At 40.9% G+C, this 19882-nt stretch carries 25 protein-coding genes; 7 read left to right on the forward strand and 18 right to left on the reverse strand.

The window, feature by feature from the left end; translation table 11 throughout:
* Position 1: 1 nt before the first annotated feature.
* From pncB to M0R80_03125, 5 genes are all read right to left on the reverse strand, one after another.
* A complete protein-coding gene (pncB, locus tag M0R80_03105) occupies positions 2-1123 on the reverse strand; it encodes a nicotinate phosphoribosyltransferase (GenBank protein MCK9458603.1) in 1122 nt (373 codons plus the stop codon).
* Positions 1124-1213: 90 nt separating this feature from the next.
* A complete protein-coding gene (locus M0R80_03110; protein MCK9458604.1) occupies positions 1214-1645 on the reverse strand; it encodes a hypothetical protein in 432 nt (143 codons plus the stop codon).
* A 197-nt stretch (positions 1646-1842) separates the two neighbouring features.
* Positions 1843-2583 carry a hypothetical protein gene (locus tag M0R80_03115; GenBank protein MCK9458605.1) on the reverse strand — a complete coding sequence of 247 codons (741 nt, stop codon included), beginning with the start codon at positions 2581-2583 and terminating at the stop codon, positions 1843-1845.
* A 136-nt stretch (positions 2584-2719) separates the two neighbouring features.
* The gene (locus M0R80_03120) at positions 2720-3592 is read right to left on the reverse strand and encodes a hypothetical protein (GenBank protein MCK9458606.1); all 873 of its coding nucleotides are present in this window, start codon (positions 3590-3592) and stop codon (positions 2720-2722) included.
* Between the two features lie 72 nt (positions 3593-3664).
* Complete coding sequence (locus tag M0R80_03125) at positions 3665-4219, reverse strand: uracil-DNA glycosylase (protein ID MCK9458607.1); 555 nt, start codon at positions 4217-4219, stop codon at positions 3665-3667.
* Between the two features lie 35 nt (positions 4220-4254).
* Here M0R80_03125 and M0R80_03130 point away from each other — a divergent pair, with 35 nt between their 5' ends.
* The gene (locus tag M0R80_03130; protein MCK9458608.1) at positions 4255-4977 is read left to right on the forward strand and encodes an FkbM family methyltransferase; all 723 of its coding nucleotides are present in this window, start codon (positions 4255-4257) and stop codon (positions 4975-4977) included.
* 439 nt (positions 4978-5416) lie between these two features.
* Here M0R80_03130 and M0R80_03135 read toward each other — a convergent pair whose 3' ends face one another.
* Genes M0R80_03135 through M0R80_03145 form a run of 3 tightly spaced genes read right to left on the reverse strand, consistent with a single transcriptional unit; the run spans position 5417 to position 7187 of the window.
* On the reverse strand, positions 5417-5593 hold the full coding sequence (locus tag M0R80_03135; protein ID MCK9458609.1) for a hypothetical protein: 177 nt from the start codon (positions 5591-5593) through the stop codon (positions 5417-5419).
* On the reverse strand, positions 5590-6690 hold the full coding sequence (locus M0R80_03140; protein MCK9458610.1) for an ATP-binding protein: 1101 nt from the start codon (positions 6688-6690) through the stop codon (positions 5590-5592). The genes M0R80_03135 and M0R80_03140 overlap by 4 nt, the downstream gene beginning before the upstream one ends.
* A 44-nt stretch (positions 6691-6734) precedes the next feature.
* The gene (locus M0R80_03145; protein ID MCK9458611.1) at positions 6735-7187 is read right to left on the reverse strand and encodes a hypothetical protein; all 453 of its coding nucleotides are present in this window, start codon (positions 7185-7187) and stop codon (positions 6735-6737) included.
* A 114-nt stretch (positions 7188-7301) separates the two neighbouring features.
* On the opposite strand from M0R80_03145, the gene M0R80_03150 reads away from it, so the two are divergent.
* The gene (locus M0R80_03150; GenBank protein MCK9458612.1) at positions 7302-7838 is read left to right on the forward strand and encodes a hypothetical protein; all 537 of its coding nucleotides are present in this window, start codon (positions 7302-7304) and stop codon (positions 7836-7838) included.
* Between the two features lie 65 nt (positions 7839-7903).
* On the opposite strand, the gene M0R80_03155 is transcribed toward M0R80_03150, so the two are convergent.
* Positions 7904-8116: a hypothetical protein gene (locus M0R80_03155; GenBank protein ID MCK9458613.1), complete on the reverse strand. Its 213-nt coding sequence runs from the start codon at positions 8114-8116 to the stop codon at positions 7904-7906.
* 100 nt (positions 8117-8216) lie between these two features.
* Here M0R80_03155 and M0R80_03160 point away from each other — a divergent pair, with 100 nt between their 5' ends.
* On the forward strand, positions 8217-8888 hold the full coding sequence (locus M0R80_03160) for a hypothetical protein (protein MCK9458614.1): 672 nt from the start codon (positions 8217-8219) through the stop codon (positions 8886-8888).
* Here the strand turns inward: M0R80_03160 and M0R80_03165 are convergent.
* Positions 8865-9635, reverse strand: coding sequence for a hypothetical protein (locus M0R80_03165; protein ID MCK9458615.1), 771 nt, complete (start codon positions 9633-9635; stop codon positions 8865-8867). The genes M0R80_03160 and M0R80_03165 overlap by 24 nt on opposite strands.
* Positions 9629-11140: a tetratricopeptide repeat protein gene (locus M0R80_03170; GenBank protein ID MCK9458616.1), complete on the reverse strand. Its 1512-nt coding sequence runs from the start codon at positions 11138-11140 to the stop codon at positions 9629-9631. Before M0R80_03170 ends, M0R80_03165 begins: the two co-directional genes overlap by 7 nt.
* Positions 11141-11666: 526 nt before the next feature.
* Between M0R80_03170 and M0R80_03175 the strand changes: the two genes are divergently transcribed.
* On the forward strand, positions 11667-12269 hold the full coding sequence (locus M0R80_03175) for a hypothetical protein (protein MCK9458617.1): 603 nt from the start codon (positions 11667-11669) through the stop codon (positions 12267-12269).
* Positions 12270-12491: 222 nt separating this feature from the next.
* On the forward strand, positions 12492-12911 hold the full coding sequence (locus M0R80_03180; protein MCK9458618.1) for a hypothetical protein: 420 nt from the start codon (positions 12492-12494) through the stop codon (positions 12909-12911).
* On the opposite strand, the gene M0R80_03185 is transcribed toward M0R80_03180, so the two are convergent.
* From M0R80_03185 to M0R80_03205, 5 genes are read right to left on the reverse strand one after another with little or no spacing between them, the layout of a single operon-like run.
* Positions 12908-13726 (reverse strand): hypothetical protein, encoded by an 819-nt coding sequence (locus tag M0R80_03185; GenBank protein MCK9458619.1) that lies wholly within the window; start codon positions 13724-13726, stop codon positions 12908-12910. The two genes, M0R80_03180 and M0R80_03185, sit on opposite strands and share 4 nt — an antisense overlap.
* Complete coding sequence (locus M0R80_03190; protein ID MCK9458620.1) at positions 13723-14763, reverse strand: hypothetical protein; 1041 nt, start codon at positions 14761-14763, stop codon at positions 13723-13725. Before M0R80_03190 ends, M0R80_03185 begins: the two co-directional genes overlap by 4 nt.
* Before the next feature lie 8 nt (positions 14764-14771).
* The gene (locus tag M0R80_03195; protein ID MCK9458621.1) at positions 14772-15530 is read right to left on the reverse strand and encodes an alpha/beta hydrolase; all 759 of its coding nucleotides are present in this window, start codon (positions 15528-15530) and stop codon (positions 14772-14774) included.
* Positions 15531-16493: a hypothetical protein gene (locus M0R80_03200; protein ID MCK9458622.1), complete on the reverse strand. Its 963-nt coding sequence runs from the start codon at positions 16491-16493 to the stop codon at positions 15531-15533.
* Positions 16490-17239 (reverse strand): hypothetical protein, encoded by a 750-nt coding sequence (locus M0R80_03205; GenBank protein MCK9458623.1) that lies wholly within the window; start codon positions 17237-17239, stop codon positions 16490-16492. Before M0R80_03205 ends, M0R80_03200 begins: the two co-directional genes overlap by 4 nt.
* Positions 17240-17338: 99 nt before the next feature.
* On the opposite strand from M0R80_03205, the gene M0R80_03210 reads away from it, so the two are divergent.
* Both M0R80_03210 and M0R80_03215 read left to right on the forward strand, forming a co-directional pair.
* Complete coding sequence (locus M0R80_03210) at positions 17339-17635, forward strand: hypothetical protein (GenBank protein MCK9458624.1); 297 nt, start codon at positions 17339-17341, stop codon at positions 17633-17635.
* Complete coding sequence (locus tag M0R80_03215) at positions 17628-18431, forward strand: hypothetical protein (protein MCK9458625.1); 804 nt, start codon at positions 17628-17630, stop codon at positions 18429-18431. Before M0R80_03210 ends, M0R80_03215 begins: the two co-directional genes overlap by 8 nt.
* Here the strand turns inward: M0R80_03215 and M0R80_03220 are convergent.
* Together M0R80_03220 and M0R80_03225 are read right to left on the reverse strand one after the other, a co-directional pair.
* Positions 18428-19393: a S8 family peptidase gene (locus M0R80_03220; GenBank protein ID MCK9458626.1), complete on the reverse strand. Its 966-nt coding sequence runs from the start codon at positions 19391-19393 to the stop codon at positions 18428-18430. The two genes, M0R80_03215 and M0R80_03220, sit on opposite strands and share 4 nt — an antisense overlap.
* The gene (locus tag M0R80_03225; protein MCK9458627.1) at positions 19350-19859 is read right to left on the reverse strand and encodes a hypothetical protein; all 510 of its coding nucleotides are present in this window, start codon (positions 19857-19859) and stop codon (positions 19350-19352) included. Before M0R80_03225 ends, M0R80_03220 begins: the two co-directional genes overlap by 44 nt.
* Between the last annotated feature and the right edge of the window lie 23 nt (positions 19860-19882).

The following is a 19882-nucleotide window of genomic DNA, read 5'->3' on the forward strand; positions in this document are numbered from 1 at the left end:
TCTAAGCATCCAAAGGTGTTCCATAATGTGTCCATCGGGCCACTCGCAAAGCGTCTTTGTCACCAACAGCTTTTCCGCCGTCTTCGCTCAGTTTCACTACGGGAATGCCGTTTAGAGCCCACATTTTGATAACCATATTCAATGGTTTTAAATCGCCATCAAAATCATTGGTGAAATGAGTGCCAATGCCAAAGCTGCATCGGATGCCCAATTCATCACAATAATGCTTGATTTCTACTGCTTTATCAGCATTTAAATTATCTGAAAAAATCAGCGTCTTGGTGGCTGGATCGATTTTCAGACCTTGGTAATGTGCAACCAATTGATCGGTAAACTTGAATGGACAACCACTATCATGCCGTGCTCCATCCCACAGGCGTGCATGAAATGGTCCGAAATCTTCCAAAAAAGACTTCAGCCCATAGGTGTCGGTAAGCACAATCCCAAGCTGAGCATTGTATACTTTCACCCAAGCATCCATCGCTGCCAGATTAGCATGACGCAAGCTGCCCAAAACACTGTGGGCTTGAACCCACTCATGAGCCTGAGTGCCTATTGGCTTTGTTTTGTATTTCATCGCAAAATAGGGATTACTGGTGCCGACAAAAAAGCCTTTGGTGTTTTTGCAAAATTCTTCAACCACCAAACCCTGGGCATCAGCACTTCGTCTTCGACGGGTGCCAAAATCAGCAAAATGACACCGCTCAGATTCCAAAATAGCCAATTTATTTTGGGCTCTTTCTCGTTGTCCATTGTAATCCCAATTTTTATTATGGAAATACAATTCACTTATCAGTGCCATCAAAGGCACTTCCCACATCACAGTACGGTGCCAAGAACCTTTAATATGAATGTGGAGTTGTCCTGATTCTTGCCAAATTTCTACTTCTTGGGGGTTGTAGCGATAATTTCGCAAATATTCAATGTAGGCTGGCTTGACAAAAGGACAGGACTGTTGCAACCAAGTGGCTTCCTGACCAGACAAAGACAGTGCGGGCATATATTGAATGGATCGTCGTAATGTTTCAGCAAATGCTTCATCAAAAGTATCGCTGGGACGACGATTGAAAAATCTATATTCAGCCCGTGCAGAAGGATACAATTCCAGTATCGCCTGCTGCATTGTCAGTTTATAGAGATCGGTGTCTAAGATAGATGGCAAATTCATTATCATTCCTTTTTTGTGTCATGGACACCATGACTATTTTTTGGCTCACACATGACAGAATTGGTATCCGTGACTATATCCATATTGTATGCTTGAATGAAAATCCGAAGCTGCTTGCTTTTTCGGAGATTGGCGAGTTTTGGGCTTTTTAGGCACAGGTGCTGGTGCCGATCCCTTATATCCTTGGGCATAACCCCTTTGTGTATCTTCGTGAAAACTGTTGGTAAATGATTGTGTGCGTCGAGAACGATTGCCATATCCGTAACTATAGCCATTTTGTACGGCTGAGTGATAAAAATATGGCAAATTTGCTCTGTAGTAATTGTACAGGAAGGGGTTGTAATAATAGTAATAATATGGGCGATAATAGCCCCAGTTGTAGCCGTATTGTACGGCTGAATGATATCTGCTCGGTGTATTGACATGATTGGGGGTTCCTCCCATCAATGTCAAGCTAAGCAAAATTGTTGCGTACATGGTTTTCTCCAAAAAAATAGGGGTGGTCCTGATTTTTTCCTGTGGGTTGCTATCCCATATTATTGTTACCACCCTTTACCGTCATCGTATTGGTGGGATTAGCCTTAGCAAAGGGCCTTGCAAGTCAATCAGGCTATCATCATCGATTTTATGCGTGCATCTCCGATAGGTTCGTCAACACCACCCCAATCCAAGGGTTAAAACGCCACACTCTGGCTAGGCCCGCCAGTACCAAGAGCCTGACTTGTGCTGGATACGGACTTGGAAATCCAATTAGCCAGTTTTGCAAAAGTTTTTTCGTTGAAGTCTTTCATTTCCTTCATTTCTTCGCTGAATCCTGCTTCCTTGTGGAATTCTTGCAGCATCTTGAGAGCCGTGGGGTCTGCGACATTGACCGCCACCAAAGCTGACATCATTGATTCCAAATACTCGGATTTGACCGCATTACCGAAAGCAGTTTTGCAGGATAGAGGAGTTGTCTTGGATCGATTGTCCATCCCATCCGTGACAACAACCACAAACGCATTGGTGTTATAATCCTGCTCGCCCAAATATTGGGCATAATTGGTAGTGGCCTCAATGGCATCCACCACAGCATCATATAACGCCGTCATACCACCAGGATGAAGCACGCCATCATAATCACCCTCATTGATTTGTGACAGCATTTTGAAGCCGTGAACTTCTTCGGCAAAATCCTCAAAAGCCACCAAGCGAATCATCAAATTATCGCAACGGTCGCTTTTGTGGCAGCCCTTGAAAACTTCTTTCAATACCTGTTCCATTGCTACTTGAAAATCTGCGGTGCTGCCACTACGGTCAGCTACCACAGTGACCAGGGTGTATTCACTGGCACCCAGATCATTTAGACCTACGGCAGAAAAGCCGAAGTGTCCCGCCTTATGCGAAACAGGAACTAATTGTTTACTCTCTCCCATTGAATTCTCCTTTGTAAAAAATCCGGTTCAATAGTAACATCCTACCCACCGGCAGTCCAAATTTGTTACCAGTGTTCATCGCCAATCCAAGGGGACGCATGAGAGGTCAACCCAAGGATTAGTGATAGTTGTTTCTTTATGCCAAGTAATCCACGGTAGTTGTCGTTTTCATTCCCCGTTTTGTCATTTCGGAAATGAAATCGGCCTGATATTGCTCAAAGCCAGGAACAGGCGAAGTGCCATCAGTGAGCAAAACGCATTTGGCGATAAACGAATCATCGCCAAAAGAATTTGCCATGTCTCGGAAAGTGTTGGGCAAACAATGTGTGCTTGCTTCACCGCATGCCAAGATTTCGTCTGCCTCCATGACACCTTGGATGAATTGGGAATTCATTTGGGTGAAAGGATCATCGGGATCGGGAACTTCAGCACGAACGGCAGAAAAATGTTCCACGAACGGATTGGAGCCCTTGGTAACAAAATCAATGGTTCTAAATCCGTCACGACACCAATCCAAAAGATTTTCCATCAGAGGGGCGACAATATTGTGCCCAGGGGTGCCGATGAGACAGTGAGGAGGCCAAATGCAATGGGGATAACGCTTGCCGGTTTCCAGAGCTTCCAAATACTTGTAAGTCCTGTCGAAATAACCCGGCTTGGTCGTAGTATAATGACCCACAACACTAGGACCGCTGGTGCCAAACATGGTGCCGATAATCATTCCATTTTCGGGACGCATGATGGTAAAGGGAGACGGGGGATTCCCATATTGATCTTTGAACCAATTGGGGTGGGCTACGTGATTCCATTGGTGGGAATCCATTGTGCCAGAGATTTGGTCGATTTTCCGACCGAGGCGGTGAACCATTTTTCCCACACGAACCATATCATCCCAAGCACCAGGAACACACAACTCACCATCATGGATCAACTGCTGTTGGGCGGCATCAACGACCTTACAGAAGGAATTCTGCGGATCGATGATGACCAAATGAATGCGACGAGGCATCTTACGTCTCCTAAAGGATTGAGAATACTGGATTGTCCAACAGTATTATACTTCAGAAAGGACAGTTGTAAACTACACATCCTGTATCAACATTTGCAAATCCGCCCAGGCATCCTTTTTTCGGTCAGGCTGCCTGAGAAGATAGGCAGGATGGAAGGTACACAAGACCTTTATACCATTGTAGTTATACCACTTGCCCCTCATTTGGCTTATTGGAGTGTCTTCCCCCAAAAGATTTTGAGCAGCACAGGCTCCCAAACAAAGAATGTATTGGGGAGCAATGACTTTTAATTGCAAATCAAGGAAATTTTTGCAATTTTTAGATTCCTCTGGCGTGGGGGTACGATTTGCGGGTGGGCGACATTTCAAAATATTTAAAACAAAAACACTTTCTCGGATTATGCCACAAGCACTCAACATATTGTTGAGTAATTTGCCAGCTTTGCCAACAAAGGGAATTCCTTGCTGGTCTTCATCTTTGCCGGGTGCCTCACCCAAGCAAACGATTTTAGCATCAGGATCACCGCACCCAGGCACGGTGTTGGTTCTGCACAGAAGGTCTGGACACTTCTGGCACTTCTTGATCTTTTCAGCAATCATGTCTAATTTTTGTGATTTTGTAAGCATGAGCTTTATAATATCATAAGTTCTATATATTAACAATGGATAATTTGATAGAATACCAAGATTTTTTAAAGGGATATAAAGTACCAAATGCAGGAGGGGCTGGACTATGGATTGGTGGGAATTTTAAGAGAAATCAAAATTCAATCACTATTGCAATCCTACGACCAGGAGATGTCTGCATAGATGTTGGAGCAAACATTGGATTTTATACACTTATGATGTCAAAAGCAGTGGGTCGGAGCGGTCTAGTATATGCTTTTGAACCCGTTCCTGAAACTTTTAATTACCTTCAGCAAGTTGTGCAAACTACTCACTCAACAAACATAGAAACTTTTCAAATGGCAATGAGCAATAAAGTGGGTGTTGGCAAATTAATATATAACGGAATTGGTGATTTGTGTGCGTGTGTGGCTGGCGAAGGATATTATGCTCCAAATTTAAATCGTGCTCCACAAGGACAAGTTAACCTAACAACATTGGATGTGTTTGTGAAAAAAAGAAAATTTTCACGATTAGATTTTATCAAAACAGATTGTCAAGGAGCGGACTTGCAAGTTTTAGAGGCGGGAAAGAAAACAATTAATGAATTTAGACCTAAGATAATTTGCGAAGCAATAAACCTTGATAGAATTCAATCAACACACAATTTCTTTGAAAGCATTAATTATTATTCTGTTTGCGTAGAATCAGGCGATACTGCGGGCGTGATAACAGAACATATCATGGGTGTTCCTAATTCAAATAAAGTTTTTTTATAAAAAAAAACACCCCACCCAGAAGTCTGAGTGGGGTGTTTTTTGATTTCTTGTTTTCAAGGCGTGAAGGCACGGATAAAATTCCGTACAGGCTGTCCTTCCACATAAACTTTGGGACTCACCCATACCCGAGGACCATATACAACAGGTGGAGCGTATACTGGTGTCCTGTAAACATAGGGATAATACCTGTAAACAGGTGGAGCATACACTGGCACTCTGTAGTAATAGGTCGGCAAATCATAATACACAGGTGCGGGTGCTGGGGCATAATACATAGGCGGTGCAGTGTAATATACCGGGGCGGCTGGCACATAATACTGCCCAAATGCCGCTGTGCAACACAAACACAAAATCAACGCTAGTAAATACTTCATACAAATTCTCCTTAAAAAAGTTTCCGAATACCTATCTATCATCTTATTGCAAAAAAACATGGGCGTCAAGTCTTTTTGATATCTTCAATAGTTTTTTTGCAAATCTTGTCCCAAATGCCAGATAGAAGCTGGCGATTGGGTTGTTGTCCTTGAATGTAAAGCTTAACATTCAACACAATCATAAGCTGTAACAAGTCGGCCAATTCGAAGAATTCTTCATCGCTCAATTCAAGTGTTTTCATTGTTCGGTAGTAGCTCGATAGTCTGATTGGTATTGTTTAGTTAGTAAATCATCCTGTCCAGAGAGACAAATAGAGATGACTTCACGAGGATCGGTAATGTGCAACTCATCAGCAAAATCCAAGGCGGGAGTAATCCACGCTGTTTTGCCCCCCGGAATGTGAGACACTTCCCTTGTAAGAATTTTTTGCAATATCTCTCGTGTGGGACGTGGACACATAATCTTGTGCGTAAACCTGGATGCTAAAGCACCGCTCATAACGGATTTAAACAATTGCAAATCATTGCAGGTGGCGATGCACAAAACCTTCACATTTTTAGCACGATTGCCAACTCTAAAATTGACTTGGCGAATTTCGGCTCTTTGGTCAAGCAGTCCCAACATCCAACGTTGATCGTTTTGGTGGGTTTTCTCGATTTCCTCCACCAACAAAACCGGGGGAATATTGGGTGAACTTAAAAAGATATTGATTGCCCCCGCCTGCGTAGTAGAGGTTGCATCAAACTGAATATAATGCTTTCTTTCTTCTCCCAACATTTTGCCAAGAGCAGCAATAATTTCGCTTTTGCCGCATCCTGGTTCGCCAAATAACACACAATGCAATCGTTTTTGCATGTTGGTTTGCTGAGCCAGTCGCAATGCTGCCATGATTCGACGGATTTGCCGCTCTCGATCAAAAATGTGGCTAAAGTGCTTTCCCATATCCAAATTAATGGGAGCGTAATCCTTCACATCATCTTTGACATGAATATGAACTGCTGGCGGGGCTTCTTTTGGAGCGTGTGGCGACGTAATAGACCACCTGCGACCAGAAGTATGACAAGCTTTCGCCAATTTATTATAGACGATAGTCCATTGGGATGCTTCGCTTCTTCTTTGTCCTCGCACTCGTTGGAATGCCACCTTGCGAACAATGGTATAGGTGCCCAGTTCTTTAACACAAGTAGAATCATGGATTTGGGTGGACCAATCCCTTTTGCGGGTTTTGGTGCCTAATCCCAATCCTATAAGCTCATCAACCTCTGCCTTGATCCTTTGGGGATTAGGCTTTTTGCGAGTTTCCTTGGTCAGGGTAACTAGGTAGATTGGACCTTTCATAGCACCTCCGTCAGCATTATACTTCAGAAAGTGCTGTTGTAAACTCAGTCCATCAAAATTTCTACACCTTGTAAGGGGTCTTCAGTAATAAGAACAGTGCTTTTGGGGGAGTCAATAACTGGCTCCCCTTCATTTAGGGGTTGCATATCTCCCGCAACTATTTGTTCAACTACTCCCTCAACAGTTACACGATCTGGTTGATCTACCAATAACTTTTGTGGCATAATTTGCTCCTGTGGTGAAACTAAAACTTTAACCATTTTGGCATCTCTGTTTTTGACCAATCCTACGAAATAATCATCGCCTTTCCATTGCCCTCCGGGGGGAATTGGACCCTTTGATCCATCTGCACTCTTTTTGGGCAGCCAGAGATCACCTTTGGTAATATTCTCAAATATATATAGTCCTTTACCCTCAAGAGTACGGGCTATATGTTGTCTTCTTTCCTCTTGTCTTTCAATTGCCGTCGTTTTCCTTTTTTTCGGTCTATAATTCATAACAACCTTTCGTTGACTTTTTATAGCGAATCCACTATAGTATTATACGGCAGAACTGAATTACCTGCCTAAATATAACAGAGAAACAATATTTAAAAAATAATGGAGATAATTATGTCTGGAGAAAATCGAGCCTCCTTCGAGAAGGCTCACAATATGTTTTGGCAGGGATTTCAAATTGATTCACATCCACAAGGACCATGCAAGGGTCCGGTTGGCCCCCTGGGTGCCCTTGGCGTTGCAGGCATTCCCGCCATGCAGAGTTGTGGGTGTGGCAAAGGTGGGGCTGGCTGCTCAAGCTCATCAACAAGCACAACTTCATCGAGTAAAGCTGTCGATCCGCCCAAGTGGACTGATGTTTATCCACAAGGCTCAAAAGCTGGGAATGAAGAACAAAAACTATTTATTGCCTTGGCTCGTAACCCTAAATGGAAATTTAGAAGTGTTACACACTTGTCTAAAGAGGCCAATTTAACAAAAGAGAGAGTAGAGCAAATTCTGCAAAAATATTACAAAAAAGGAATGGTATTTCCCAATCCTAAGCAAGAAGATCAATGGGCTTATTGGGAGCGATGCCCAGAATTATTGCCGGGAAACATAAAGTCCATAGCAGAAGCAGATCAGGATAAACGTTGTGAGGATGCTGCTTAGTTCAGCAAAACAAACAAGCACAGAAGCTGGGGTTTCTGTGCTTGTTGTTTTTTTTGTGCGACTAGCTAGTTGGCAGCTTTTGGACCAGCATATTTAGCTGGCTTATTTTGCATATCCAAATCAGTCGTTGCCTTAGCTGGATTGAACCACTTATGAGGATACTGAGATCGCACATAAGCGTCGGGATAATTTTGTGTTACACCAGTTCTAACTCTATTTTCATCAATTGCAGGCAAGTCACGCTTGGACTCTTCGCACCATTTAATAAATGTTTTCATGTTTTTCCCTCTTGATTCAGCGGTACAATATATAAGCTTCTACAAATAAAAAATTTGGGTTTTTTTAAGCCAAAGCCTATAATGTATATAGGAAGTAATAATGACAATTCTAGCAAAAGAAGTAGAAATTATCCCCATCCAAGAAAATTTAGCAGGGGAATTGGGCAAAGAAATTTATTATGAGTGTGCTTTTTGCGGCAAACGTATGGCTGTTCCTACTTTTTCTGGCAATCTCTGCGATAAACTATCTGGTGAAAATTATTATTGTGGATTTTGCTTACGACATGGCTTTAACACACGAAATAATAAAAATGTGTTGTTGCTGACGTTTCGTAATGTTTTTAATCATTATTACCAAGAACGCTATGTAAATCCAATCGTTGTAACAAAGAAGATGTACCTTGCAGAAATTAAAGAATATGTAACCGCACATATTCAAACTGGATTGCTAAACCCTGTTTTTTATTATGACCCAAGCAGTTTTTTATGGTTTGTTGATTTTTCAAGAGTCGGCAGAGGAAACAAGAAACTCAAAGTAAATGATGTGCTCAAAACTGTCGTCAATATCTTGGCTTGTTTTAATTTAAAGAATAATATCACAAGCTTTTCGATCTGTACTTTTTATGAGAAATACGAAACCGCCATTAGAAAATTTTATGCCACTCGTTATCGACCTGCGGATAAAAGAATTCTATCTCCAAGCGTTATTACGACTAACCAGCACGATTATGGACCCTTTTCACCCGAATTATTTACGCCCAATATCTACTAATGCTTGCATTATTTTTAGCTGTCTAAGTGGTGTTTCTGCATAGGAGAATTCTGGGAATTGTTCCCCCAATAATTCTTTAAAAGGGATGCTCAATTTTTCCACAACCCAATTGGGCAAATATTCCTCATTCGAATCACTTAAGTCCATATGACAAGATAAGCCAGGGATAGGGCAAATTAATGCTCTGTCTAAGGAACAAAATGCTTTGTGATCGTGAGGGACAGCACCTTGGGTAAATTTTATCCAAGTATCTCGGTCTTCTTTAAGCGTCTTTGCTCGGGCAGCAAAAGTCATAGTTGTGCTAATGGTATGCTTCCAATATGTTTGCCCAATGCGTATAACTTTAGCAATTTCCCCAAAATCATATCGCTTTTCGAATTTATCAGGATGATTGTACAGAGTAACATAATCCGCCTTTTGCAACCCTTGTTGCAGCATTGCTTCTGAGTTTTCATTGTGCAAATAGTCATCTTCCATTAAATAAATTAAATCATCATCATCTAAAGAATTACAAGCGAGATTTAGGGCCAAGCGAAATGCTCCACAATTGCCAAGATTAGTCACAAATGTAAAATCTTTTTTTTCGCAAAGCTGAATTGTTTCTTCATCACAATTGTCTGCTATAAATAGCCAATCAGCATTTGGAAACATAGACCAAGCATTTTGTAAACAAAATGCTTTTGTGGCTCCAGGCACCTTGGGCTTGCCTCGACTATTGGTATTAGAAATGCGGTAGATGATTAACATAAATCTTGAGCCATTCGATCAAATACCTCACCCCAGTTTGATGGATTTGTTTGTCTATAAAGCCTCATGCTGGGATACCAACGTGTTGTATCTCCATCTGTTCCCCATCGCCAATCTGGACTATAGGGCAAAACAGCCCATGTTTTTTTGCCCATAGCCCCAGCTAAATGAAGAATTGCTGTATCTACCGATATGATTAAATCCATTGCATCAATGAAGGCCGCTGTGTCCTCGAAACTTTCAATATGCTGGGATAAATCTATAATTCCCATGCCTTCGCAATTTATTGTGAGGTCAGTTGCTTGATTGTCCCCGGCATATTTTCTTGGCCCCGTTTCTTTTTGCAGTCCAAATAACTTGACATTTGGAATTGCTTGAATTTTTTTAAAATGTTCCAAATTACAGGAACGTGCTCGATCACCAGGGTGTTGCGGGTTGCCTGCCCAGGCGATGCCTATTTTTAATTCTGAATAATTGCTTAGGTTTGCTTTCTTTTCACAACGAAGATAAGGAGGTGTGCTGTTGCCAAAAAGGTAATCAAGGCTGCCGCCACCAAAGAGATGCGGCAAGCTTATCATTGAGCAATGATAATCATATTCTTCTGGTTTAAACACATCCTTTATTTCTGCTGTTGTGTTCTGTCGAATCAAGGATTGCAAACCAGCGGGCGTATGAATACAAAGGGAAACATCTTTCAAGAGAGAGGCGAATCTAAAAAATTGAATAAAATCTCCAATGCCTTGCTCACAATACAATGCCAGCTTCTTATTCTTTAGGTTTTGTTTTTTATACAAATTGTCATCAAATTTGCAAACGAAATCCCATCTTTTGGCATCTGGATAGACTTTTCTAAAGGCTAAGGCTGGCGGAAAAAACTCTAATCGATGTTCATACAATGGCCATGCGTCATTATATTTGCCTTGTAAAAAATAAACGTGTGCCAAATCCACATAAGATGGGTGGTGCTCAGGATTTAGAGCAATAGCTTCTTTAAAACAACTTTCGGCTTTTGATAAATCCTTTAAAAATCCATAAATTGAACCAATATTAGTCCAGGCATAATAATTTGGCTCTATAGCTATGGACTTCTCAAAACATTCTATCGCTTTGGGGATGTTGTTCTTTTGACGATAATGTAATCCCAAATTGCTGTAATAATAACTGTTGTTAGGATTTAGTTCTGTCGCTTTATTGGCATGATCGATGGCCTTGTCTATAAATCCCATGCAAGCATAAGCAAGTGATATATTGTTGTGATTTTCTGCATTACTAGGATCAATTTGCAGAATTTTGACAAACAAAGCAATGGCATCTCCATATTCTTTTTGTTTGTGTTTAATCAATCCCAATAACTGCATTCCACGAGCATTGAGTTTGTCTACCTTTAATAATTGTTGAAGTAAAATATCTGCATCGTGCAAATAATTGTTTTGCATTAAAAAAAGTGCTTTGTCTAAAGACTTTTCTATCAATTCGTCTATATCTGGTAATTTTATGGAATTCATTTTAGTATATAAATAATATGAGTAATGCTAGTCTCAATATAACAGGGGATAATTTATGGGTTGTGGATGCGGTAAAAACAAGCCAGCATTACGAAAAATAACCAAGGAAGAAGAAGCCTCTATTAGAAGACGACAGGCTTTAATGGAAGCTCGAAAACAAAAAAAAATATTTATATAAATGGAGGGTTATTATGGGTTGTGGATGTGGTAGAAAAACTAGTGCTACTGGAATGAGAGTCACTGGATTAAGGGGAGTTGGAACAAATCCTAACCATACTCCAAGACAAGGGCGTATTGTTACGCCTCGCACCATGCCGCCCACTATGGTTCGACAGGCTCAAATGAAGGCAATGCAGGAAGCACAAACACCGCCAAATTATTCTCTTCAAAGAAGGGAAGTGGAAAGAAAGCGACGTTTGGCCATTTTAAAAGCTCAGGGTAAATGAATTTTGTTAAAAAATAGTTTTTTAGGTGTATATATCATATCCCCGCATATTAGGGGCACCATATAAAAAAGGAGAGCACCGTGCTTACATTCAAAGAGTGGAAAACATTAAATGAAAATTTTGGCGGGGCGATTCCCATTGGCCTCGGTCAGCCCAGTGCAGTCGTGGGTGTGGTCGGTGCTCAATTTGGAGATGAAGCTCAATTAGAAGAAGCCAAAAAGGGCAAAAAGAAAATGTTCGGAGACGAAGAGCCCGAGAAAGATGACGACGAAGACAAAGAAGTAAAAATAGTCGTTAAAGGCAAAAAGGATGATGACAAGGATGACGACGAAGACAAGGGTGAGGAAAAAGGCGAAGACAAGGGCGAGGAAAAAGTCGATAAAGAACCCGATGGCGACAAAGACGACAAGCCAGCATTTCTAATGTCAAAAAAGAAATGCAAAGGTTGTAATTGCAAATCCGACAAGAAAATGGCCAAAGAAAACAAGGAGTGGTATGGTTCTGTAATCAACCAACTTAACTCTGATCCCAACGCAAAATTCTGGGACGGTTTTTCAACAATTGAAGAAGATGCTTTACTGGCCCCAGCAGATCAAAATGCCGGTTTAGTAGATGGTGAACCTGCCCCTGGCAGCGTAGGATCGGCACCAGTTCAACGAGTTGGTGGTTGGTTCGGCGGCTAAATTAATTGTATAAATTAAATTAAAAAGCAAAGCTCAAATGGGCTTTGCTTTTTTTTTGTTATGTGATATAATTTAATATTATATTACTGAAACAAATATTATGAAAAACATTAAAGAATATTTGCCTCTAATAAGTAAAATTATTGACTGGGCTCACAAACACAAGAAAAAAGTTCAATACCTGACAAAAGCAGATTTAAGAGAAGCAATAAGATCAAGAGCATGACATACCGAATTCAAACCAATCATAATTTCCACGGCGAAAATATATCAGAAAGGGACTGGAATACAATAAGTTCCAGTCGGGCTGGACATCAAGAATTTGATGACGATGAGTTAGCAATTGCCATCAAAACGTTCGAAAGAAACGCAAATATGGCAAGAATGATTTGGCCAATGCGATTAATTGATTCAAATGGCCAAATTCTAAGATATTACAATCCAGAATTAGACGAATGGCTTCCAGGCCCTCGGGGAAGACTGGAAGAAAAGGCTTACTATATTTGGGAAAAGATTGGTGCCACTGATGTTGAATGTTGGTTCAAAGCCAAGGAAGAGACAGAAAAAGAAACCAGTAATTTAAGCCAATTTTTCGGACATATGCCAAAATTCTCAGAACGTGGTTTGCTGGAACCAAACTAAGTATAAACAGCCGTTTGTCGCACTAATGGCGACATTGATCTTTTTCTTAGCCTTCGGCTTTTTTCTCTATCCAGTGCTTCTGCTTTGACCATCTGTGGGCTTGATGGCATTGGTTCTGGTTCTGGCTCGTCGTCATCATCGCCCCTTGGTTGATAAAAACGATCTATTGATTCTTTTACGAATTTAGCTATTTCATAGGGCGTGTTGAGACGAGTATCCGACCAACCTTGTCCTTGCTCATCTGGACCGTCTGTGAATTCGCCTATACGCTCCATGTCATGACGAGGATCACCGGGGCTACTTACCGCAATGGGAAAGCCTTTGATCTCAGCAGATGTTTTATAATCCATTTCAGGTGCAGGCATCATACCAGGACGCCAACCTTCGAGGAATCCCATAAAGCGAACTAAAGGATGTCCTTTTTTGGGGTCAAATTCAGTTACTTTTTCAAATGATATACTACGCTCATATTCTAGCTCTTTTTGATGTCTTTCCCAACTATTTGATGGACCCCAATATTTCGGACCACCAAAATATCCTTCAGGTGCCTCTGGTGGTTTTCCTGCCCATTCTGTCTTTTTAAAGCATTGAACGAAGAATTTGAGGTAATACTTATCCCCCTCCATACGAACATTACGCCCGGTCATTTCGCAAACGAGCCGCCATTGATAACGCAATGCAGGGACTTCGCTACGACCGGACGATCCCATTTTCCAAGCCCAGTCACCACCCACTAGGTGTTGGACAGACAGCAAGACGTAGTTTGGAATTTCCACCACTTTTGCTTCATTAATCATCCATTCCTTGAAATTCATTTTACCCGCTCCCCAGATTTCAATACCTTGGCTACCAACGCAGAGGGAACTTTGTATTCAAAGGTGGATTTCATTATATTGTATTCATACCATCTCTGAACACTTTCCTCAGATGTCATATTCTGCCTGCGTGTGACCATTATTGATTTGTTGCTTTTTTCTGCCTGTTCAATTGCTTTCCTGAGGGCTGGGCCATGCACTTTTATCACTTCTTCCATGCCTTTGAGACTGCCTACCATTACTTCAAATTTAGATGGATAAGCCCATTGCCAAGGATCATCTTTTCTCGGCTTACTGACTTTCACCATATAAGCAGTGGCTTTTGTGCCCTGAATTTGGACACGATCCCCTGGACGTAAGATAATGCCATTTTCCGTGGTGTAGCCAGGGGACATGCTTGAATCCAGGGTATAAACACATTGTTCTGGACGATAGACACAGATTTGATTGCCATCCAACAATGAGCCACGCATGCTTTTGCCCTTAAAATGCACAGCATCAAATTGTGATTTTAAAGCATTGGTCAAGTCCTCTGTTTCTTGCATCCATCTTTTTTCTAATTCTTCTTGATTCTTAAAGTCTCCTTTGGGCGGCATGTCATATCCATATTGCCTCCACCATTTCATCATGGTATTATTAGAACCAAAGTTTATTTCTTCAATACGAGGCGGGGTATGATCGGCACCACCGATGTAATAAGCCTTTAAGCCTTTGCCAGTGCCTACATTGAAGTTCTTGGCTATACCAAGCGATTTAGTGAAGTAAGTGCCCCAGCCAAGAAAATGAATCGGAGGCAATGTATCTCTAGCACCAAAATCCCCAGGATTGAATCCGTGTCTAACGTCCCCAGAGCGGGGAGGGGATTTGAAGAATTGAAAACCCTGATGTTGAATCAGTTGTCTTTTTTCATCTGTAGTGCCATGATAGACTGGCCCAAAGAACTGCAATTTCTCTGCATCTTCTGGGCTTACGTACTTCGGCAACATAAAAGGAAAATATTTTTGAATATCTTCCAACAACCACAGTCTAAATTCCATAAAGATATTTAGGGACTAGTCGGTTGTTTTAAACAAGCCTCTATTAAATATTTGCCAATTTGAAATTGTCGCCTAGTCACGCAATGCCCAGCATCTTTTTCAATATCTGTGTAGATTTTGTACCCTTTGTTTTTCAGGGCAGTAAACATAGGGATGAAACGTTCTTGCCACTCAAAAATAAGATCATCCCTACTGTGTGCCAGAAAGAATGGGGTGTCAGGACAATTACATTGCGGCACAGCTTCTGGGTCCAAAATAGCCCCGTTGTGAGAAATCACACCAGCAAAGGGAGTTGGGCTCATTACAGCAGTCATAATAGCCATAACTGCCCCTGCTGAGTGCCCTACCAGCACAATTCTATTCCGTGGAATACCACGTTTGTTTTCAATGAGTTTCAACACTTCTTCTATCACAGCCATTGCTGGCATTACGCCTTTGACTGCCTCTTCTTGGTCGTTGATGCCATTGGGCATAGGATACCAAGAACGAATTGTGGGTGTTATTCCAACGATAAAAGATTTTACTCCTTGTCGTTTGTACGCAGAAGCTAATTCCTGCCCATGATTGCCACGCCCAGGCAAACAAAGCACACAAGAGTCATGATTCCACTTATTGTATTTAATCCAGCGTTTTTCCAAGGTGGGTGGATAAAATTCAGCACGGCTTTGCGGACGCCACAGATTGTGGAATCCCATGTCATTAGGCATGCTGTCAAATGGCTGCCCTCGTCCCAGCCATTGACTGGCATAATAGTGATATCTTGTCATTTACAAATTCCATTCTCGGTAGAAGTCAAATTGCGTATCTTCTGTCTGAAGGCGATTAAATAATTGGCGGGGCATTTCTTGTTGAAGCAACTTGAGAAACTTTTTTGATTTAGTTTTGTTGGAGGTATTAATTGCTTCCTGCAACTGTTCTACATCATATCCATGACAATGATAACAACTTGCTGGAGTAAAATCCTCTTCAGCCCATGCCTTTTCATCATTTAGTCGTTTTTCGTCTACTGTCCAATATTTTAGATGATTGCCATTTTTGACGAAATCTATTGTAAACTCACAAATGTCATATATCAAGCCCACCAACTTGGGACTCGCCACCCAGAAATTGCCCAAGGATCGATATTCTACTCCGTGGTCTGGCTTTCTAAACCGACCAGCTTTGCCATATAATTTACGTCGAGCAACAGAAGATTTGTCCGTATCAAGGAAAACTGAAGGCAATCCCAAAAATAAATCTAACATACGCACCACAAAGTAGCAGGACATATCATCTTGCAAAAACTTATTACCCAAATGCACATGTCCACCCGCTGTTCTTAAACAATTGGAAAGAAACTCATTTTTGGGTGGCTTTACTACTTCAAGTCGATAAACACAAACTTCGGGATCACAACCTATTTTCTTCGCCTCAGGATGTTGTAGTTCAGATACTGGATAATTTTGAGAAGCTTTTACCATCAATTTATATGGCGATACCAATTTGGCATATTTTTTAAAGCAATCTCTAAAGTTTTTGATAACATCATTTTTATCACTGGCTGGAGAAACAGCACATTCAGCCATTACGTTGTCATAAAAATATTGATGTTTCCCAATTTCATGTCGTTTGTACTTATCCCCAGGAACAATACCAATGGCACTAAAAAATTTGCCATCTTTGCAAAGCATAAACTCAGGGTCACTTCCAAAAGAAAAATTCATATTTTCCTCTCCATTTTTGTTTGTCATTTATGCCAAATTGGCACAAGCGATCTTGTATCACCACTTGAGAAAGAACAAATACCCAAATTATCGTGCATGTCTTGTATTCTCAATCCTTTAGGATAATTTTTTTTGATATCTTCGGGAAATATTTTTCGGTCACCTTCTGCCAAAATACGCTTGATTCCTTTAAGACTATTGGTGAGTCGGTCACGATCCTCCGCTTGATAAGGGGTGACTGAACAATTGCAGATGCCATTAATCGTATCCCAGAAATCTTTGCCCAGCGTATGCGAAAAACCAACTCGAATGAGCATGGTGTAGAGCGAAATCATAGGCGGGCTTCTCATCCAACGTTTGCTGCCCTCTAATAACCAAACCCCACCAGCCGCATATTTTATGGGTGGCGAGGCACATTCTCGGACTTTTGTTTTTACAATTTTGAGTTGTGACTCTATTTGATGCAAAAAATCTAGGCAGGCAGGAATTTTTTTTCTAAGAATTTTGTCTTGAGAATTTGCTATGATAATTTTAGTTTTGGACAAGCAGATTTCTTGTCCCTTTTGGGAAATAAACTGAAAGCCGTAGATTTTTTTCTTTGTTCTGTAAAGCTGATTGTAGATAGCATCCTGCAAATAGTCTTTACACAGCACAAAAGGGCATATTTGGCAGTAATTTTCGGAAACAAAAGAGAACTCTAGTCCCGACCAAATAGCCTGATTCAAAGAGGCTTTTTTTTGATACCACACTATCCTTTTTTTGTAATTTCTCACAGTTTGGCTCCAAAATTGTAGGATAACAACATCTGAATAATAAACAAAATAGGCACATCTGTCAACACGGAATTCCGAATTGGCGGCGTAAATATCTTGATGGGTACTTTTAGAGAATTCCTGGGTCGTCCTGTTTTATCAAATGTTGAGATTGCCAACATATATTTTGGCAATCCCAAGACATCTGTGCAAGAGATACTAGACCTAACCGGGCTTTCCAAAAGAGAGTTTTACGCAATTGTGCATAACTTTGGTGTACCAAACCGTTTACGCACCAATCACCACAACGTAATCTCCCTGGCCGATCAGGGCATGCCCCTGGATCAAATTGCCCGAGCTACTAAGTATAGCACACAAAACGTTAAATATATTCTAAGAAAGAATTTACATGATTAGTGGAAACGACATTTCTTTTGCTTTGTCGGGCGGCACCATGAACACCAACCCAACTCAATCTTTGGGGGGGCATCCGTCTGCCTATCCAATAACATCTGGCATGAATAATTTGTTTCCTAACTACACCTTAGCCCAGACAAATAGCGGCTACATAGACTATCGATGTATTTATGTGTTTAATAATCATGCTCTCGATTCCATGTATGGAGTAACAGCCGGAATTGTCGCAGTTAGCGGTGGTGCCGTAGAATATTTTGGCACCCCGATAACCACGGAGCAGCAGCAAATAGTAATCTCGGGAAACGTTACCGGAGGCTCATTCACGCTTTCTTATGATGCTTACACCACATCGGCAATTCCTTGGAGTCCTTTTACCAACACTTGGGCCGCCAGCATACAAAGTGCATTAAACAATTTGCCAGTTTTATCTGGGGTTGTGGTTTCCTATTCTGCGAGCCCTGGATTGACACGATTTATACTTCTTTTCCAAGGATATGGCGATCACAAACAACATCCGTTGTTAGTGGCAACTAATAATTTAACGCCTGCTGGCATAACAACGACTGTATCTAAGGTTACAAACGGTGGGCCAATTAATAATATTGCTTCAACAATATCCCATGAAACCATAACACCTGCTGGCATTACTTTTGTGGGCACGGGCACTATTTTGGACATAGGGACATTAGGCCCAGGTGAAGGATTTCCTGTATGGATCAAAAGACATCTATTAGCGGGGACAGCGGCAAAATATAATGATGGTTTAAATTTACAAGTTACTTGTAGTCCAATTTAGTGCAAATGTTCCAAAAGTTGCTGAGGATCAATTATTCCAAACCCTTGGTAAAAACTTTTATCTTTTAATTGATCTTTGATGGGGGTGGTATGATTCTTAAAAGCCTTATAATAATCTCTTACTGTTGTTAGCGGAAAGTTTAATTTTTTTTGCTTATGAGCCGATAACAATAGTGCTGCAATACCGGCTACCCACGGAGTGGCCATCGAAGTGCCAGAAAGCATAGCGTACCAGTTTTTGGGGACCGTAGAAAGAATTTTTTCGCCTGGGGCCATAAAATCTAAATTCTTACCAGTACAACTAAATTGTGATCTGTCAAGGTTTTCATCAATTGATCCAATAGCAATAGTTTCAGGATAAGCGGCAGGATAAAACACATCCGATGTAAATCCAGAATTTCCAGCAGCCACAAATACTGGAATATTTCTTTTGTGTGCATATTGAATAGCTTTGCGAACTTGCTGAATAGGGTTAGGAGAGCCTAAAGACAAACAAATAATATCTGCACCATTATCAACAGCCCACCGAATACCATCGGCTACTATTCCATAACTACCAGAACCATATTTGTCCAACACCTTTATGGGCATTACTTTTGCTTTTTCCGCCACACCTATTCCACATTGTCCGCAAATAATACCCGCCACATGGGTGCCGTGACCAAGAACGCTATCATCCCAAGGTTCTTTACCAGGACAAATGAAATTTTTTCCTGGCACTAAATTGTTTATAAGACATGGATGATCTAATTGACATCCACAATCCACGACAGCGACCACAACTCCTTCGCCTGCACAGTGTTTCCATATTTCTGGTAAATTAAAAGCTGAAATTGACCATCCTGACTTTTCTTTTACATCAGCTAAAGTTAAAATTTCTTCCTTAATAATGGGAAATAATTTGAATTTATTTTCAAGCTTAGATTTTTTTTCCTCTTTTTTTACCTCTGGGTTTTCTGACATTTTTTACTGGCTCCTGTGGTGCTGTATTACTGCTCGATGAACTTATGCTGCTGGCAGAACTACTTGGGGCTGACCAAGAGCCATTTCTGTATTTTTCAACAACCCAGTCTATAGCACTTGCTATTACAATATAGATGATAAAGTTTTCAATTTGAGTTGAGAAAGGCTTTAAAGCAGTGGGTAAAGCATTAGCAACAACGAATTCATAAACTACAACGCAAGCCGCTAATACAATGGCTTTTTTTTCTGGTCCGCTGGCTATTTCCTTTTCAACAGCTATAATCATTTCATCTAAAGCAGCTAAAATAAATTTTACAACTTTGCGAAGGTCCACTTTTTTCCAAAATTGCCACCATTTTGGAGGCGGATTTTCTTCAACCCATTTAGCCTGTAAGCTTTTTATTATATTGTTGATAGACTCCACTTGTGGCGGATTCTTTGCGACAGGATTTCCGGCTGCTATCATATATGCTCCTATTCTATTGTATT

It is taken from the genome of Pseudomonadota bacterium, from assembly GCA_023229365.1.
In the GTDB taxonomy this organism is placed as follows: Bacteria; Myxococcota_A; Polyangia; order JAAYKL01; family JAAYKL01; genus JALNZK01.